Source organism: Catenuloplanes sp. NPDC051500, assembly GCF_044454585.1.
In the GTDB taxonomy this organism is placed as follows: Bacteria; Actinomycetota; Actinomycetes; order Mycobacteriales; family Micromonosporaceae; genus Catenuloplanes.
The window spans coordinates 637,419-653,680 of record NZ_JBITDX010000002.1 but is presented as its reverse complement, the minus strand read 5'-3'; the positions used below and the strand labels follow the sequence as shown (position 1 = coordinate 653,680).

15 protein-coding genes and 1 pseudogene are annotated in these 16,262 nt (G+C 71.0%); 9 read left to right on the top strand and 7 right to left on the bottom strand.

The features are described 5' to 3' along the window. Positions 1-114: 114 nt before the first annotated feature. Positions 115-675 (top strand): DUF305 domain-containing protein, encoded by a 561-nt coding sequence (locus ACIA8K_RS05900; RefSeq protein ID WP_396055401.1) that lies wholly within the window; start codon positions 115-117, stop codon positions 673-675. Between the two features lie 150 nt (positions 676-825). Here ACIA8K_RS05900 and ACIA8K_RS05895 read toward each other — a convergent pair whose 3' ends face one another. The 5 genes from ACIA8K_RS05895 to ACIA8K_RS05875 all read right to left on the bottom strand — a co-directional run bounded on the left by ACIA8K_RS05895 (position 826) and on the right by ACIA8K_RS05875 (position 5,322). Beyond that, positions 826-1,299, bottom strand: a complete 474-nt coding sequence (locus ACIA8K_RS05895) for an aminoacyl-tRNA deacylase (protein WP_396055399.1) — start codon at positions 1,297-1,299, stop codon at positions 826-828. Positions 1,300-1,633: 334 nt separating this feature from the next. Then, a complete protein-coding gene (locus ACIA8K_RS05890) occupies positions 1,634-1,900 on the bottom strand; it encodes a hypothetical protein (RefSeq protein WP_396055397.1) in 267 nt (88 codons plus the stop codon). A 255-nt stretch (positions 1,901-2,155) separates the two neighbouring features. Further along, positions 2,156-3,238: a zinc-binding dehydrogenase gene (locus ACIA8K_RS05885; protein WP_396055395.1), complete on the bottom strand. Its 1,083-nt coding sequence runs from the start codon at positions 3,236-3,238 to the stop codon at positions 2,156-2,158. After that, positions 3,235-4,641: an aldehyde dehydrogenase family protein gene (locus ACIA8K_RS05880; RefSeq protein ID WP_396055393.1), complete on the bottom strand. Its 1,407-nt coding sequence runs from the start codon at positions 4,639-4,641 to the stop codon at positions 3,235-3,237. Before ACIA8K_RS05880 ends, ACIA8K_RS05885 begins: the two co-directional genes overlap by 4 nt. A 33-nt stretch (positions 4,642-4,674) precedes the next feature. Continuing rightward, complete coding sequence (locus tag ACIA8K_RS05875; RefSeq protein WP_396055391.1) at positions 4,675-5,322, bottom strand: TetR/AcrR family transcriptional regulator; 648 nt, start codon at positions 5,320-5,322, stop codon at positions 4,675-4,677. 82 nt (positions 5,323-5,404) lie between these two features. On the opposite strand from ACIA8K_RS05875, the gene ACIA8K_RS05870 reads away from it, so the two are divergent. The 6 genes and pseudogenes from ACIA8K_RS05870 to ACIA8K_RS05845 all read left to right on the top strand — a co-directional run bounded on the left by ACIA8K_RS05870 (position 5,405) and on the right by ACIA8K_RS05845 (position 9,582). Further along, positions 5,405-6,556 carry an acyl-CoA dehydrogenase family protein gene (locus tag ACIA8K_RS05870; RefSeq protein ID WP_396055389.1) on the top strand — a complete coding sequence of 384 codons (1,152 nt, stop codon included), beginning with the start codon at positions 5,405-5,407 and terminating at the stop codon, positions 6,554-6,556. Positions 6,557-6,568: 12 nt separating this feature from the next. Further along, positions 6,569-7,732, top strand: a complete 1,164-nt coding sequence (locus ACIA8K_RS05865; RefSeq protein ID WP_396055387.1) for an acyl-CoA dehydrogenase family protein — start codon at positions 6,569-6,571, stop codon at positions 7,730-7,732. A 55-nt stretch (positions 7,733-7,787) separates the two neighbouring features. Then, positions 7,788-8,768 carry an NAD-dependent epimerase/dehydratase family protein gene (locus ACIA8K_RS05860; RefSeq protein WP_396055385.1) on the top strand — a complete coding sequence of 327 codons (981 nt, stop codon included), beginning with the start codon at positions 7,788-7,790 and terminating at the stop codon, positions 8,766-8,768. Positions 8,769-8,790: 22 nt separating this feature from the next. Then, positions 8,791-8,973: pseudogene (locus tag ACIA8K_RS05855) on the top strand (macro domain-containing protein); the annotation flags it as partial. Continuing rightward, a complete protein-coding gene (locus ACIA8K_RS05850) occupies positions 8,970-9,131 on the top strand; it encodes a hypothetical protein (protein WP_396055383.1) in 162 nt (53 codons plus the stop codon). The pseudogene ACIA8K_RS05855 and the gene ACIA8K_RS05850, both read left to right, overlap by 4 nt. Before the next feature lie 64 nt (positions 9,132-9,195). After that, positions 9,196-9,582 carry a DUF1232 domain-containing protein gene (locus ACIA8K_RS05845; protein ID WP_396055381.1) on the top strand — a complete coding sequence of 129 codons (387 nt, stop codon included), beginning with the start codon at positions 9,196-9,198 and terminating at the stop codon, positions 9,580-9,582. A gap of 199 nt (positions 9,583-9,781) precedes the next feature. Here ACIA8K_RS05845 and ACIA8K_RS05840 read toward each other — a convergent pair whose 3' ends face one another. Together ACIA8K_RS05840 and ACIA8K_RS05835 are read right to left on the bottom strand one after the other, a co-directional pair. Next, a complete protein-coding gene (locus tag ACIA8K_RS05840) occupies positions 9,782-11,275 on the bottom strand; it encodes a hypothetical protein (protein WP_396055379.1) in 1,494 nt (497 codons plus the stop codon). Between the two features lie 276 nt (positions 11,276-11,551). Next, positions 11,552-12,718 (bottom strand): RtcB family protein, encoded by a 1,167-nt coding sequence (locus tag ACIA8K_RS05835; protein WP_396055377.1) that lies wholly within the window; start codon positions 12,716-12,718, stop codon positions 11,552-11,554. Between the two features lie 134 nt (positions 12,719-12,852). On the opposite strand from ACIA8K_RS05835, the gene ACIA8K_RS05830 reads away from it, so the two are divergent. Beyond that, positions 12,853-14,277 (top strand): sigma 54-interacting transcriptional regulator, encoded by a 1,425-nt coding sequence (locus ACIA8K_RS05830; RefSeq protein WP_396055375.1) that lies wholly within the window; start codon positions 12,853-12,855, stop codon positions 14,275-14,277. Positions 14,278-14,279: 2 nt separating this feature from the next. Further along, positions 14,280-16,259: a VWA domain-containing protein gene (locus ACIA8K_RS05825; RefSeq protein ID WP_396055373.1), complete on the top strand. Its 1,980-nt coding sequence runs from the start codon at positions 14,280-14,282 to the stop codon at positions 16,257-16,259. Positions 16,260-16,262 lie beyond the last annotated feature (3 nt).

Genomic DNA, 16,262 nt, shown 5'->3' with positions numbered 1-16,262 from the left:
GGTATGGTCGTGCCCGTCGGGAGACCGGCCCGGTTGACACGCCAGTAGCGGCTCGCGACACTGAGGCCGGGGGAGAGCGCTCTCTCACCGAGCGCGAGCGGCAAGGGAGCAGTCGTGCGACAGAGGGCCTTGTGGGCTGCCGCGCTCGTGCTGGCCCTGGCGTCCGGCTGCGGGGAGGCCCCCACACCACAGGCGCCACCACAGACCCAGGCCGCAGCGAACCCGCAGACCTTCAACGGTACGGATCTCGCCTGGATACAGCTGATGGTCCCGATGACCGAGCAGCTGATCCCGATGCTCGAGATCGGCTCCACGCGCGCTCAGGCCCAGCCGCTGCGCGACCTCAGCACCCGGCTGCGCGACAAGCACCGTGCCGAGGCCGGTGAGCTGCGCGCGCTGCTCACCCGCACCGGCCTGCCGGACGAGAACCCGCACGAGGGCCACAACATGCCGGGCATGGTCACGCCGGACGAGGTGACCGCGCTTGCAGCCCAGGCGCAGGGCACCGCGTTCGACGAGAGCCTCACCACCGCGTTGCGGGAGTACCTGGCCCAGGTGGCGATGGTCTCCGGCAGCGAGAGCGAGGTCGGCACGGACACCGAGACGACGGCGCTCGCCACCCGCATCGCGGCCGACCGGCAGAAGGACCTGGCCGACCTGGAGAGCGCGGTCTAGGGCCTGTTTGACGGATCGCGACGGCCTGCGGCGTGGCCCAGGCGCCGCCCGGCCGCACGCCGCGAACACCCGGATACAACACCGGTATCCGGGCGCCCACGGCGCACACCCGGACCTCGCCTCGGCTCGCCGGGATCCGTCAAACACGCCCTAGCGGTCCGGCTCCGGGTCGGTCACGTCCGCGACAGTGGCGGCGAGCGCCGTGATCGCGTCGTCCGCGCCGAGCGTGATGCCGGTGCCGTGCGCGCCGCCGCCGAGCGAGATGCGCCGCCCGGTGATCAGTTCGTCCGCGACCACCGGCCAGGCCGTGGTGGCGCCGAACGGGGTGATGGTGCCGCGCTCGTACCCGGTGGCGTCCTTCGCGGTCGCGGCGTCCGGCATCGAGAGGCGGCTGACGCCGAGCAGCGTGCGCAGCTTCGGCCAGGAGATCACCCGTCCGCCCGGGACCAGCACGAACAGGTAGTCGTCCGGACCGCGTCGCACCACGATCGTCTTCACGATGTCGCGGACCTCGACGTTCTGCGCGGCGGCGGCCTCGGCGAGGCTCCGCACCGGCCCGATCGTAACGACCTCGTGGTCGATGCCGGCGGCGGCGACCGCGCGCACGGCTGGGGTGTCGCTCATGACGACGATCAAAGCACTGGTGTGACGGTTCGGTTCCCGTCAGTGGCGGATCTCGCCCGCAGGAACCTCGCGCGCCCACGCGGCGTCTCACGTTGTGCCGGTCCGCCGACCGGCACGGAGATCCGAGGGGGTCGTTTCCGATGCAGCCCTATGCCGATGCGCCGGAGAGTCGTACGTGGAGGGCGCCTGTCGTGCCCGTGCCGCACGATGGGGAGATGCCGTCGCTGGGGATCAACCCCCGCCCGCCGGCCCGCCCGAAGCGGTCCCGCCGCAAACGGTCCTGAACAAGCCCGGCCCTCGGCGCCGTCGAGAGGCCGAGGGCGCCGGGCTTTACTCAGTGTGCGGCGGAGGTGGCCTCGCGCAAGGCCATGATCTCCGGGTACGCCACCGCGAGCGTGCCTCTGACCCAGACCATCCGCCGTACGGCGGTCTCCGGGTCGTCACCGAAGTGTGCCGCCATCGAGGCGGCGCACCCCTCACTGCCGAGGCACAGGATCATCCGGGTCACTTCGGCCTGGACCGCCTCGCAGGTGGGGCGCTGCGACGGCTGCAGGTGCGAGACGAAGAGCGCCTCCGCAGCCAGATCGTCAACTGTTGTCATCACCGTGTCCCCGCTGCTAGCTCCAACTACTTTCGTAACGTAGCACTCTTGTGATCTACCTAACTCCTAAGTACGTACCGCATTGGCGGACAACGCGTGCGTCGACCGGCTATCTCGCGGATCGCCTGAACGGCCAAAGTCCGAAAAATCCTGATGGGGTACGACTTTCCGCAGCTTTTCCAGGTGGCGTGCGTGCTCCGGAGGCGTCGGCCGAATCGCGCATCCGACGCTCGTTTTCTGGATAACCGGCGTGGTTCAGGGCGCGAGCGTGACGATCGTGCGGGCACCCTCGCCGCGCCGCATCCGGTCGAACGCCGCAACCGCCCCGTCCAACGTGGCATGGTGCGTGACAAGCGGCTTCAGGTCCAGCGTGCCGTCCAGCACCGCCTCCGCGAGCAGCGGCACCTCCACGTCGAAGTCCGCGGCGCCGTAGACGCAGCCGCGCAGCGAGCGGCCGGAGTGGAACAGCTCAAGCGCGGAGAACTCCACCATGTCCGATCTGCCGCCCATCCCGACCACGGTGACCTGCCCACCCCGGCGCGCGGCCCGGTACGCGGCCCGGATGGTGGCGGCCCGGCCCACGCACTCGAACGCCTGGTCCGCACCCCGCCCGCCGGTGGCCGCCCGGACCGCCCGGCTCAGCGTGTCGTCCGCCACCAGGTAGTCGGTGGCGCCGGCGGCAAGCGCCAGGTCCCGTTTGGCGGTGGACACGTCGACGGCCACGATCGGGCCGGCCCCGGCAGCGCGTGCGGCGGTCACCACGGCCAGACCCACACCGCCCATGCCGAACACCACCACCGACTCGCCGGCCTGGACCCGGGCCGTGTTGCGCACCGCGCCGAAGCCGGTCAGCACCGCACAGCCGAGGAGTGCCGCGTCGGCGAACGCGAGTTCGGCAGGCACGGTGACCGCGGCCCGCTGCGGGATCACCACGCGGGTAGCGAGCGCCCCCAGGCCGAGCGTGACGTGAAGCGGCGTGCCGTCCACGAGCGTGCCGCGCGGCGCGGACGGCGCACCGGACGTCTCGCACAGCCACGGCTCGCCGCGCGTGCAGTGCCAGCAGGCCCGGCACGGCGGCGACCAGTTCAGCACGACGTGGTCGCCGACCGCGGCGCGGGTCACGCCCGGCCCGGTCGCGGTCACCGTGCCTGCCGCCTCGTGGCCCAGCACCAGCGGGAACGACGGGGCCAGCGTGCCGTTGACCATTGACAGGTCGGAGTGGCAGACGCCGGCCGCACCGATCTCCACCTCGATCTCGCCCGCGCCGGGTGGCGCGAGCGTGAACGACTCCACGGTCAGCGCGTCGCCGCGTGCGATAAGCCCGTGCGCGTCGCTCACCGCTGGATGGCCTTCGTCTCGAGGAACTCGTGCAGGCCGTGCGCGCCCAGCTCGCGGCCGAGCCCGGAATGCTTGTAGCCGCCGAACGGCGCGAGCGGGTTGAACCGGCCGCCGTTGATGTCCACCTGGCCGGTGCGCATGCGGCGGGCGACCCGCAGCGCGCGCTCCTCGTCGCCGGACCAGACGCCGCCGGCCAGCCCGTACCGTGAGTTGTTGGCGATCGTCACCGCGTCGTCGTCGTCGGAGAACGGGATGATCGACAGGACCGGGCCGAAGATCTCCTCCTGGGCGACCGTCGCGTCCGGCCGTACGTCGGCAAGCACTGTCGGTGCCACGAAGTGACCGCGCTCCGGTGTCTCCGCGTCCAGACCGCCGGCGGCCAGGCGTGCGCCCTCGGCGAGGCCCTTCTCCACGTACCCCCGGACCCTGTTCTTCTGGTTCTCCGAGCTGAGCGGGCCGAGCCGGGTCCCCTCCGCGAACGGGTCACCGAGCGTGTACGCGGAGGCGGCGGCCGCGGCCAGCTCCACCGCGTCGTCGTAGCGGGACCTGTGCACGAGCATGCGCGTCCAGGCCGTGCAGGTCTGGCCGGAGTTGAGGAGCGCGTTGCCGACGCCGACCTTCACCGCCCTGGTCAGGTCCGCGTCCGCGAGGATCACGTTTGCGGACTTGCCGCCCAGCTCGAGCGCGACCCGGGCGATCCGGTCCGCTGCCAGATGGCTGATCCGCGCGCCGACAGCTGTCGAGCCGGTGAACGAGACCATGTCCACGTCCGGGTGGGCCGCGATCGCCTCGCCGACCACGGTGCCGTGGCCGGTGACCAGGTTGACCACGCCCGGCGGCAGGCCTGCCGCGTCGATCGCGTCGAAGAGCAGGTAGGCCACCAGCGGGGTGATCTCGCTCGGCTTGAGCACCACGGTGCAGCCGGTCGCCAGCGCGGGCGCGAGCTTCGCCACCACCTGGTGCAGCGGATAGTTCCACGGGGTGATCGCGCCGACCACGCCGATCGGCTCGCGGACCACAGTGGAGTTGCCGATCGTCTCCTCCGGCAGCGGCTGCCCGGCCAGGTCCGCATACGAGCGGAGCACGGCCAGCGGCAGCCCGGCCTGCACCGCGGTCGCCACCTTCATCGGCGTGCCGAGCTCGCGCGCGATCGTCCGGGCGATGTTGTCCGCCTGCCCGGCCAGCACGGTGTGGAGCTTGTCGAGGTGGGCGGCGCGTTCGGCCGGGTCCGCGGCGGACCAGGCCGGGAACGCCCGGCGGGCCGCGGCCACGGCGGTGTCGACGTCCTCGGCGGTGCCGGCCGGAACGTGGTCGATGACGCTCTCGTGGGTCGGGTCCTCGACCGGGATGGTGTCTCGCCCGGCCGGCGCGACCCAGGCGCCGTCGATGTAGAAGCGGTCCATGGTTGCCCCTTCGTATGGAGAAGAGATCGAAAACTAGCGCCGCAAGTTTTTACCGTACCCGAACTCGTCGTAGGTGAGCAGCAGTCCGTTGATCAGTGCGTCGAGGCCGAGCGTGAACGCGCCCTCGTCCACGCTGCGCTGGTGTTCCGGCAGGCGGTGCGCCTGGGTGAGGTGCGGGTAGTCGGTCGCGTAGAGGGTCGGGTCCTCGACGAAGCCGCGCGCGAACGAGCCGAGCGCGGACCCGGCCACGAAGTACCGCATCAGCGCGCCGATGTGCGTGGCGCGCGCCGGCGGCCAGCCCTCGCGGACCAGGCCGCCGTAGACCGCGTCCGCCATCCGCAGTGCGCCCGGACGCCGCCCGGGGCCCTGCGCCAGGTGCGGCACGATGTTCGGGTGCGCGGCGAGCGCGGTCCGGTAGGACCGGCCCCACGCCTTCAGCGCGACGTGCCACGGCTCGGTGGCGAACATGCCGATCTCCACCTGGTCCGCGATCGAGTCGGCCACCGCGTCCAGGATCTCGTCCTTGGTCGCGAAGTGGTTGTAGAGCGACGGGCCGCGCACGCCCAGCTCAGCCGCGAGCCGCCGGGTGGAGACCGCGGCCAGCCCTTCCGCGTCGATCAGCGCGGTCGCGGCGGTGATGATCCGCTCCCGGCTGAGGAGCGCCTGTTTCGGCCTGGGCATCTTTCCCCGTCTCCCTGGACTTCATAAAACTATCGGCGCTAGTTTAAGTGCAGCCGGCCGTCTGCGGACAGGGGAACGAGCGATGGATCTTGCGTTGACACCGGAGCAGGATGCCGTGCGTGAGGTGGCGGCCCGGTTCGCCGACCGCGAGCTGCTGCCGCACGCGGCCGAGTGGGACCGGCGCGAGTCGATCGACCTGGGCATCATCAAACAGCTCGGCGACCTGGGGTTCCTCGGCCTGACCATCCCCGCTTCGGACGGTGGTTCCGAGGGCGACCACCTCGCCTACTGCCTGGTCCTGGAGGAGTTGGGGCGTGGTGACTCGGCCGTGCGCGGCGTGCTCTCCGTCTCGCTGGGTCTCGTTTCCAAGACCATCAGCGGGTACGGGACGGAGACGCAGAAAGCCGAGTGGCTGCCCAGGCTGTGCGCGGGCGACGCGCTGGGCTGCTTCGCGCTGACCGAGCCGGGCACCGGGTCGGACGCGGGCGCGCTCACCACGCGGGCGGTCCGGGACGGCACGGACTGGGTGATCGCCGGGGAGAAGACCTTCATCACGAACGGGACCTGGGCGGATGTGGCGCTCGTCTTCGCCCGCACCGGTGAGCCGGGGCCGCGGGGAGTGAGCGCGTTCCTCGTACCCACTGATGCTCCTGGTTTCGATCGTCATGAGATCAAGAGGAAGCTGGGGCTGCGCGGTCAGGCCACCGCGTCACTGTCGTTCGATTCCGTGCGGGTGCCGTCGTCAGCACTCGTCGGCGAGCCCGGACAGGGTTTCCGGATCGCGATGTCCGCGCTCGCGAAAGGCCGCATGTCGGTGGCCGCCGGTTGCGTCGGAATCGCACAGGGCTGCCTCGACGCCGCCGTTTCCTACGCGGGGCAGCGAACGCAATTCGGCAAGCCGATCGCGGCACACCAACTCGTGCAGCAGCTGCTCTCCGAGATCGCTGTGGACACCGCTGCGGCCCGGCTGCTGACCTGGCGCGTCGCGGACCTGATCGACAGGGGAATTCCGTTCGCCACGGAGTCCTCGATGGCGAAACTGTTCGCAAGCGAGGCCGCGGTCCGCAGTTCCAACAACGCATTGCAGGTCTTCGGCGGGTACGGATACATCGACGAGTATCCGGTCGGGAAATACCTGCGCGACGCGCGCGTGATGACGCTCTACGAAGGCACCAGCCAGATCCAGCAACTCATCATCGGCCGGGCACTGACCGGCATCAACGCCATCTCGTGAAGGGATTTTCCGGTGGACTTTGCATTGAGCGACGAGGAACGCGCGATCCGGGACACGGTGCGCAGCTTCGTGGTCAAGGAGATCCTGCCGCTTGAGGACACCGTGCTGCGCCGCGAGCGCGCGCACGAGCCCGGCCTGCGGCTGGAGGAGCTACGGGAACTGCAGCAGAAGGCGCGGAAGTTCGGCTTCTGGGGCCTGGCCACGCCGGAGGAGTACGGCGGCATGGGCCTGCCCGCGGTGCTGCAGTCGCTGATCTGGACCGAGCTGGGGCGCACGATCGTGCCGTTCCGGTTCGGCGGCGAGGCCGACAACATCCTGTTCTTCGCGAACGACGCGCAGAAGGAGGAGTTCCTGCTGCCCACGATCGAGGGCACCCGCATCTCGTGCTTTGCGATCACCGAACCGGGCGCCGGGTCGGATGCGGCGAACATCAAGATGTCCGCGCGCCAGGACGGCGACGACTGGATCCTCAACGGTGAGAAGACGTTCATCACGAACGGCAACGAGGCCGACTTCGCGATCGTGGTCGCGGTGACCGACCGTTCGCTCGGGGCGCGCAAGGGCGGTGCCACCGCGTTCCTCGTCGACAGGTCCATGGGCTGGCGCTCCGAGTTCATCCAGACCATGGGCGAGGGCGGCCCGGCGTCGTTGATCTTCGAGGACGTGCGGGTGCCGTCCCGGAACATCCTCGGCGCCGTGGGGCAGGGCTTCGAGCTGGGCATGCAGTGGATCGGCAAGGGACGCTACACCATCCCGTCGCACGCGATCGGCATCGCGGAGCGGGCGCTTGAGATGGCGCTCGACCACGCGCGGACGCGGGAGACCTTCGGCCGCGCCATCGGCGAGAACCAGGCGATCCAGTGGATGATCGCGGACTCCGAGGTCGAGCTGGAGGCGGCGCGCATGCTTGTGCTGCGCGCCGCCTGGACTGTGGACTCCGGGCGCGACCCGCGACACGCCTCATCGATGGCGAAGCTCTACGGCGCCAACATGGTCAACAACGTGGTGGACCGGGTGCTGCAGATCCACGGCGGCATGGGCTACACCCGCGAGCTGCCGATCGAGCGCTGGTACCGGCAGGTGCGGCTCTACCGGATCTTCGAGGGTACGGACGAGATGCAGCGCCTGATCATCTCCCGGGACCTGCTGCGCGGGTACACGATGATCGGACTCTAGCTTTTCTGCTCTACGCAGAGTGCCTTCGCCGGTCCGGTCGGGCACAGTGAGCGGCATGAGGCTGCTGGTGCTTGGCGGGACCGAGTTCGTGGGGCGTGCCGTCGTGGAGGCCGCGGTGGCACGCCTGTGGGACGTGACAGTGCTCAACCGTGGTCGCGCCCGCGCCGTGCCGCCCGGCGTCGCGTCGCTCCAGGGGGACAGGACCGCGCCGGACGGGCTGGCCGCGCTGTCCGGCATGTCCTTCGACGTGGTGGTGGACACGTGGAGTCGCGAGCCGGCCGCGGTCACCGCAGCCGCCTCGACAGTGTCCGCCGGCGCGTATGCGTACGTGTCCAGCCGGTCTGTGTACACGTGGCCGTCCGCGGCCGGGGCGGACGAGACCGCGCCGGTGGTGACACCCTCGTCGGACGTCTCCGACTACGCCGGGATCAAGCGGGCCGGCGAGCTGGCGGCCATCGAGTCGTTCGGGGACCGGGCCCTGCTGGTCCGGGCCGGGCTGATCCTCGGGCCGTACGAGAACATCGGCCGCCTGCCCTGGTGGCTGACCCGGATCGCGCGCGGCGGCGACGTACTCGCCCCCGGGCCGGCATCGCTGCCGCTGCAGTACGTCGACGCCCGCGACCTGGCGGAGTGGACGCTCTCCGCGCTTGAGGCCGGGCGCGGCGGGCCGTACAACATGGTCAGCCCGCCCGGCCACGCCACCATGTCCTCGCTGCTCACCGCCGCTATCGCGACCACCGGCTCGTCCGCGGTGCTGCGCTGGGCCGAGCCCTCCGTGATCACGGACGCGGGCGTACGGCCCTGGACCGACCTGCCGATCTGGACCCCGCCGGGCGAGATGCACGACGCGCTGCACGCCTCCGACGTCTCCCGCGCGCTCGCGACCGGCCTGCGCTGCCGCCCGGTCACCGAGACCGTCGCGGACACCTGGGCCTGGCTGCAGTCGATCGGCGGCGTAGCCCCGCAGCGCGACGACCGGCCCGCGGTCGGCCTCGACCCCGGCGTGGAGGCCGCGATCCTGAAGGGCCTTTCATGATCATCGAGGTGGTGGCCGGAGGAGCGTCGCGTTTCCCGCGATCAGCACCGGGGTCTACGGCTATCCGGCTGCCGAGGCGGCGCGCATTGCGGTGGCGACGCTGCGCGCCACCCGTACTCACGTAGAGGTTGTTCGTTTGGTCGCATTCGACCGGGGAACGCGTGATCTCCTAGAGGCGGAGCTGGCGGCGCAGGAGGAACGATGACGGTACGCATCACACAGTGGACGATCGACGTGGTCGACCTCGAGCTGATGACATCGTTCTGGAGCGCCGCGCTCGGCTACCGGGCGGAGCAGGGCGACGAGCCGTTCGAGGTGCTGGCAGATCCGGAAGGCAACGAATTCTGCGTGCTCCACCCATAATTCACTCCTGCGGGCGGCGGCTCGTCGAGAGGCGGCGGCGTCACGGGAGCGCTACCGTAACGGTATGTCTCTGGAAGGCCGGCTGCTCGTCGCCGCGATCGCCCTGCTCATGCTCGCCATGCTGGCGGTCGCGATCGTGCTGGGCTTCCGCGTCTGGAAAATGCGCCGGATGCTCGCCGAACTGGGCGCGGGCGGAAAGTTCGCATTCTGGGGCGCGCTGATCTACACCATCTCCCCGGTCGACCTGCTCCCCGACCCCATCCTGCTCGACGACATCGGCATCCTCGCCGGCTCACTGCTCTACCTCACCCACCTGGTCCGCAAGCTGCACGCCAGCCGCCGCCCGCCGACGCCGCACTACCTGCCCCCCATGCCCCAGCAGCAGCCCCCGGTCCCGACCTCCCCCGCGCCCCAGCCCCGGCCGCTCCCGCCAGGCTCGCCTCCAGCCTGACCTCTCTCCGGAGGATCAGACTCGCTTGATCCTCCGCTCCCGGCGCGGTATGGCCGCCCCGGAGCCGGAGCGCTCCTCGCGGAGGGCCGCCGGAGGCAAAAACCGCCGCCAATATCACTCAGGCCGAGCCGCGACACCGGACGATGTGGGCGCGAGACGCAACCCGGGCAACACCACTCGGTTCCGACCGCGATACCGGTCAGTCGCCGTTCTCCGTCAGCCGGTCACCGCGTCGGGCCAGCATCTTCAAGCCGGGAATCCCGGCCACCGCGAGGCGCAGTTCGCGGGTGACGTCCAGCAGCTCGTGGATGTCCGGTCCAACCCGGTCCAGTGTTTGCAGCATCGGCAGAATGTTCTGGGTGAGGTGGCTGGTGAGCTTCGGCAGCTCGTCCACCAGGCGGATCGCGGCGTTGACCTCCTCCGGCGACAGCTGCTCCACGAAGCGGTGCGCCATCGGCGCGGCCCGGTAGAGCGTGGGCGCGTAGGAACCGAGCAGATCGTCCGCGGTCGTTGCCGTGCCCTCCACGCGTGCCACCAGAGCAGCCGCACGCCCCGACACCTTCTCCGCGCCGCCGACGACGCCCTCGGCGGCGCCCGCGACGCGCGTAGCGGCCTCGATGATCCGTGCGGCGTCCTCGATTGCCTTGGTGGCGGAGGCGGTGATCAGGACAACTTCCCGGATCGCGGTCTCCGCCTCCGAGACCAGCGTGCCCGCGGTGTCGACGGTCGCCCCAGTCCGCCCGATGAGTCCGCCGGCCGCGGCCAGCAGTTCCTCCACGGCGCTCACCGCGCCCTCGGCCCGCTCGATCAGCCCCGCGGCCCCGCCGATCGCGCCGTCCGCACGCGTGATGAGCGCTTCCGCATCCCCGATCGTGGATCCGGCCCGCGTCACCAGCGCCCCGGCCTCGTCAATGGTGCCGCCTGCGCGGCCGACAAGCGCGTTCGCGGTGGTGATGGTGTTGCCGGCCTGGCCCACGAGGCTGTCGGCCTTCTCGATGGTGCCGCCTGCGCGGGCCACGAGCGTGCCGGCCTCGTCGATGGTGCTGCCCGCGCGGAGTACGAGCCCGTCCGCCGTGGTGATGATCGCGCCGGCCTGGATGACCAGGCCGTCCGCTGTGGTGATGGTGTCGCCCGCGCGGGTGATCAGGGTGCCCGCGGTGGTAACGATCTCGCCGGCGCGGACGACAAGCGTCTCCGCCGTGCCGACAGTCGTCTCGGTCCTGGTGATCAGCGCGTCGGCGCGGGCGATAAGCGTCTCCGCGGTGTCGACCGCCGCGCCGATCCTGCCGGTCAGCGTCTCCACGTCGCCGAGCACCGAGAGCACCCTGACCGGCGCCGAGACCAGCGTGACCGCGGTGGAGACCGCCCCGCGCGCGGCGTCGGCGGCCACGTCGCGTGCCGCCCCCACCGCGTCCCGTGCCGCACCGACCGCCCCCGGCGCACCGCCGGCCACGCCCTGTGCCACGTTGAGCGCGGTCTGGGCGACGCCGATCGCGCCCTGCGCGGCCAGCAGCCCCACGTCGACGACGCTGCGGGCGGCCTCCGAAGCGGCCCGTCCCGCCGGGTTGTCGCGTGCCGCCCGGGTGATCGCGCGGTGCGCCACCCCGCTGAGCGACGCGGCGCCGAGCGCGGCGCCCTCCAGCACGGCACGGCCGTGGCCGAACAGATCTGCGGGGCGGGGGAGCGGGACCATGCCATCATTGTCCCCCGCCGGGGCCACCTGGAACCACGATGGCCCGGAGTGCCGCAGGTAAAGGCCCGAACCGTGCCCGTGTCAGCACTCGGTGAGGGCCGCTCACGTCGAGCGCTGTCAGGGATGCTGGGTTGCACCGCGGGGGATGCGGTGGCCGATCTCGTGGTCGGGTTCGGCGGTTGCGGCCTGACCGGCGGTTGAGGACCGCTCCCCGACTACGGCCCGGTGCGCACGGCATGAGGAGTGTGCGGCCGGGCCGTACCGTGGCGGGGTGGGTCAGTCGCCCTTGACGTTGATGAACTGGCGGAGGGTGTGGCGGATCTCGACCAGGTCGGAGGCGTCCGTCATGACCTGGTCGATCGGCTTGTACGCCTGCGGGATCTCGTCGATGAACGCGTCGGTGTCGCGGTACTCGATGCCCTTCATGGCGTCGCGGAGCTGGTCGCGGGTGAAGGTGCGGCGCGCGGCGGACCGGGAGTAGTTGCGGCCGGCGCCGTGTGGGGCGGAGTTCAGTGCGACCGGGTTGCCCTTGCCGGTGACCACGTACGAAGCGTCGCCCATCGAGCCCGGGATCAGGCCGGACACGCCGCGTGCCGCGTTGATCGCGCCCTTGCGGGACAGCCAGACCTCGCGGCCGAAGTGGGTCTCGCGGGCGGTGTAGTTGTGGTGGCAGCTGACCCGCTCGGACTCGATGACGGCCTCGCCCTGCCACTCGGAGAAGCAGGCGATCACCCGGTCCATCATCTCCTCGCGGTTGAGCAGCGCGTACTCCTGCGCCCACTGGAGCTGGGCGAGGTAGGCGTCGAATTCGGCCGTGCGCTCGACCAGGTATGCCATGTCGAGGTCGGGCAGGTCGATCCAGTAGCGCTTCATCAGGTCGCGGGCGATTTGGATGTGGTGGCTGGCGATCCGGTTGCCGACGCCGCGCGAGCCGGAGTGCAGGAAGAGCCAGACCATGCCGTTCTCGTCGGTGCTGCACTCGATGAAGTGGTTGCCGGAGCCGAGCGAGCCGAGCTGGAGCTCCCACCGCGCCGCGTGATCTGCCGGGATAAATCCTGCCTTGTCCGCCATGTCGGTCAGGGTGGCGATCCGGGGCGCCGCAGAGGACGAGATTGACCGATTCGCGCCGCCGGCCGACAGCGGGATGGCCCGCTCGATCGACTCGCGAAGCGTGGACAGCTTCCCGATCAGCGACGAGCGGTGGAACTGCGTCTTGACGGCCGCCATGCCGCAGCCGATGTCCACTCCCACGGCGGCCGGGATGACCGCGCCGAGCGTCGGGATGACCGAACCCACTGTCGCGCCCTTGCCCAGGTGCGCGTCAGGCATCAGCGCGACGTGCGGGAAGATGAACGGTAGCGTGGACGTACGTTCGGCCTGCTCACGGGTCTTCGACTCCAGGATGCTCGCCCAGTTCAGCAGACGGTCGTTGATCTTCTCCACGGTGACGTTCCTCCCCTCGAAACGAACAGAACGTGATCATCGTGGTGCAAAAGCGCGGAACCGGCACCTGAATTTCAGCCGCCAGCGGACAAACAAAAGCGGCGGAGCCTCCGTTTCGCGGCTAGGTTCGGTGGGTGACAGACACGCCAGAGGCGCTTGTGCCGAATCCGCCCGCCGGCCTGCCCCGCACGATCGGGGAGCTCAAGGCCGCCGGGCACATCTTCCGTACCGTCAAGGAGGAGCTGCGGGAGAACCTTCTCGCCCAGCTCCGCAGCGGGGAGAAGCGCTTCCCGGGCGTCGTCGGCTACGACGACACAGTGCTGCCCGAGGTCGAGCGTGCGCTGCTGGCCGGCCACGACATGGTGCTCCTTGGTGAGCGCGGCCAGGGTAAAACCCGCCTGATCCGCTCGCTCGTGAACCTGCTCGACGAGTGGACGCCGGTCCTGCCCGGCTCCGAGCTGAACGAGCACCCGCTCAACCCGATCACGCCGTCGGCGCGCGAGGCCGTCAGGGAGGCGGGCGACGACACGAAGATCGCCTGGCTCCACAGGTCGTTCCGGTACGGCGAGAAGCTCGCCACCCCGGACACAAGCGTCGGTGACCTGATCGGCGACGTCGACCCGATCAAGGTGGCGCAGGGCCGCACGCTCGGCGACCCGGAGACCATCCACTTCGGTCTGGTGCCGCGCACCAACCGGGGCGTCTTCGCTGTCAACGAGCTGCCCGACCTGGCCGAGCGCATCCAGGTCAGCCTGCTCAACGTGCTTGAGGAGCGGGACATCCAGGTCCGCGGCTACCAGCTGCGCATGCCGCTCGACATCCTGCTTGTCGCAAGCGCGAACCCGGAGGACTACACGAACCGCGGGCGGATCATCACGCCGCTGAAGGACCGGTTCGGCGCGGAGATCCGTACCCACTATCCCGTTGAACTTGATCTTGAGCTTGAGCTGGTGAAGCAGGAGGCCGATCTGGCCGCCGAGGTGCCGGAGCACGTGCTGGAGATCGTCGCCCGGTTCGCCCGTGGCGTGCGGGAGTCGCCGAGCGTCGACCAGCGCTCCGGCGTCAGCGCCCGGTTCGCCATCGCGGCGGCCGAGACCGTCGCGGCAGGTGCGCTGCGGCGGGCCGGCCTGCGCGGCGAGGCCCAGCCGGTCGCGCGCGTCGCGGACACCGCCTCGATCGTGTCGACGCTGCGCGGCAAGGTCGAGTTCGAGAGCGGCGAGGAGGGCCGGGAGATCGAGATCCTGGCGCATCTGCTTCGCGTCGCGGTCTCGGACACGTTCCGGGCGAAGCTGTCCGGGCTGGACCTGTCCGGTTTCACCGACCTCGCGGCCGACGGCACCATCATCGAGAGCGGCGAGCTGACCAGCGCGGAGGAACTGCTGGCCCAGGTCGGCACCGTCCCCGGCCTGGCCAAGGTACTGGACCGGCTCGGCCTCGGCGACGCACCGACCCGCGGTGAGGCCGCGGCCGGCGTCGAGCTGGTGCTGGAGGGCCTGCACCTCACCCGCCGGCTGGCCAAGGACGTCACCGACGACGGCCGCACGATCTACGGGAGCTGACCATGTCCGGCAACCGCTTCCGGTACGGAGCCTGGCGGGACGGGCCCGACCCGCTCGCGCCGCCGTTCGACGTGCGCGCCGCCGTGGACCAGGTCGGCGGCGAGATCCTTGAGGGCCGCAACCTCCGGGACGCGCTGCGCGACCTGCTCCGCCAGGGGCCGCGGGGCGAGCGCGGCCTGGACGAGCTGACCGCACGGGCCCGGCGTCTGCGCCGCGAGGCGATGCGCCGGGGCAACCTGGACGGCGCGGTCACCCGGTCCCAGGCGCTGCTCGACCAGGCGCTGATGGCCGAGCGGGACGCGCTTAACGCGAGCGACGACCCCGACGCGCTCTTCAAGCACGCGCAACTGGAGAACCTGCCGCGGTCCACGGCCCGTGCGGTCGAGGAGCTGTCCGGCTACCAGTGGACCAGCGACGAGGCCAGCGCCCTTTACCAGCAGATTCTCGACGGGCTGCGCAACGAGGTGCTTGAGCAGCGCTTCGCCGGGATGAAGCAGGCGTTGCAGGGGCAAGGCGGCCCGGAGGCCGCGCGCCAGATGGCCGAGATGATGGCCGATCTCAACGCGCTGCTCGCCCGGCACGCGCGTGGCGAGGACACCACGGATCAGTTCGCCGAGTTCATGCGCCGGCACGGCGAGATGTTCCCGGAGAACCCGCAGACCGTGGACGAGTTGATCGACGCGTTGGCCCGGCGGGCGGCGGCGGGGGAGCGGCTGATGCGCTCGCTCTCCGCGTCGCAGCGCGCGGAGCTGGAGAGCCTGATGGCGCAGGCGTTCGGCGACTCCGGGCTGGCCGAGCAGATGTCCGCGCTCACCGACAACTTGCGCACGCTCCGGCCCGGCCTCAACTGGGGCGGCCGGGAGCGGGTGCAGGGTCGCGGCGAGCTCGGCTACGGCGAGGCGGCCGGCGCGCTCGAGGAGATCGGCGACCTCGACGACCTGATCGACCAGCTGGGCCAGGACCATCCGGGCGCCACGCTTGACGATGTGGACGTGGAGGCGGTCGAGCGTCAGCTCGGCAGGTCCGCCGCGGACGACGTGCGGCGTCTGCGCGACCTCGAACGGGAGCTGCGCCGGCAGGGCTGGATCCAGCGCGGCCAGGACGGCATGACGCTCAGCCCGAAGGCGTTGCGGCGGCTCGGCGGCACGGCGCTGCGGCAGGTCTTCGCGAACCTGTCCCAGGGCCGCCGGGGCCAGCACGATCTGCGCTCCGCGGGCGCGGCAGGCGAGCTGACTGGCGCGTCCCGTCCGTGGGAATTCGGCGATGAGCAACCGCTTGACGTGGTGCGCACGCTCGGCAACGCCATCCGCCGCACCGCGTCAGGTGGTGTGGCGCCGACGCCGCTCCGGCTCCAGCCGGACGACTTCGAGGTGGCGGAGACCGAGGCGCGGACCACCGCGGCCGTCGCGGTCCTTGTCGACCTCTCCTACTCGATGTTCGCGGACGGCCGGTGGGGGCCGATGAAGCAGACCGCGCTCGCGCTCTCCCACCTGGTCGCGACGAAGTTCCCGCAGGACGCGCTGGAGATCATCGGCTTCAACAGGTACGCCGTGCGCCTGTCCCAGCAGGAGCTGGCCGCGATCGAGCCGACCCGCCTCCAGGGCACGAATCTGCAGCACGCCCTGATGCTGGCCGGCCGCCACCTGCGGAAACACCCGAACGCGGAGCCTGTGGTGCTCGTCATCACTGATGGTGAGCCGACCGCGCATCTCGACTCCGACGGCGAGGCGTACTTCGACTGGCCGACCACGATGGAGACGCTGCGCGCGACGCTCACCGAGGTCGACCACCTGACGCGCTACGGTGCGACGCTCAACACGTTCATGCTCGGCGAGGACGAGGGTCTGCGCCGGTTCGTGGAGGGGCTGGCCCGCCGCAACGGCGGCCGCGTCTTCGCCCCGGACGCGGACGAGCTGGGCAGCTACGTGGTGTCCGACTACATCCGCGCACGCCGGGGCCGCCGGGGCGGCCTCGCCGCCTGAAGA

Coding starts and splice junctions, on each gene's coding strand:
- ACIA8K_RS05895 (WP_396055399.1), bottom strand. CDS start 1,299: ATGAGCGACACCCCAGCCGTGCGCGCGGTCGCCGCCGCCGGCATCGAC.
- ACIA8K_RS05890 (WP_396055397.1), bottom strand. CDS start 1,900: ATGACAACAGTTGACGATCTGGCTGCGGAGGCGCTCTTCGTCTCGCAC.
- ACIA8K_RS05880 (WP_396055393.1), bottom strand. CDS start 4,641: ATGGACCGCTTCTACATCGACGGCGCCTGGGTCGCGCCGGCCGGGCGA.
- ACIA8K_RS05875 (WP_396055391.1), bottom strand. CDS start 5,322: ATGCCCAGGCCGAAACAGGCGCTCCTCAGCCGGGAGCGGATCATCACC.
- ACIA8K_RS05870 (WP_396055389.1), top strand. CDS start 5,405: ATGGATCTTGCGTTGACACCGGAGCAGGATGCCGTGCGTGAGGTGGCG.
- ACIA8K_RS05860 (WP_396055385.1), top strand. CDS start 7,788: ATGAGGCTGCTGGTGCTTGGCGGGACCGAGTTCGTGGGGCGTGCCGTC.
- ACIA8K_RS05850 (WP_396055383.1), top strand. CDS start 8,970: ATGACGGTACGCATCACACAGTGGACGATCGACGTGGTCGACCTCGAG.
- ACIA8K_RS05845 (WP_396055381.1), top strand. CDS start 9,196: ATGTCTCTGGAAGGCCGGCTGCTCGTCGCCGCGATCGCCCTGCTCATG.
- ACIA8K_RS05840 (WP_396055379.1), bottom strand. CDS start 11,275: ATGGTCCCGCTCCCCCGCCCCGCAGATCTGTTCGGCCACGGCCGTGCC.
- ACIA8K_RS05825 (WP_396055373.1), top strand. CDS start 14,280: ATGTCCGGCAACCGCTTCCGGTACGGAGCCTGGCGGGACGGGCCCGAC.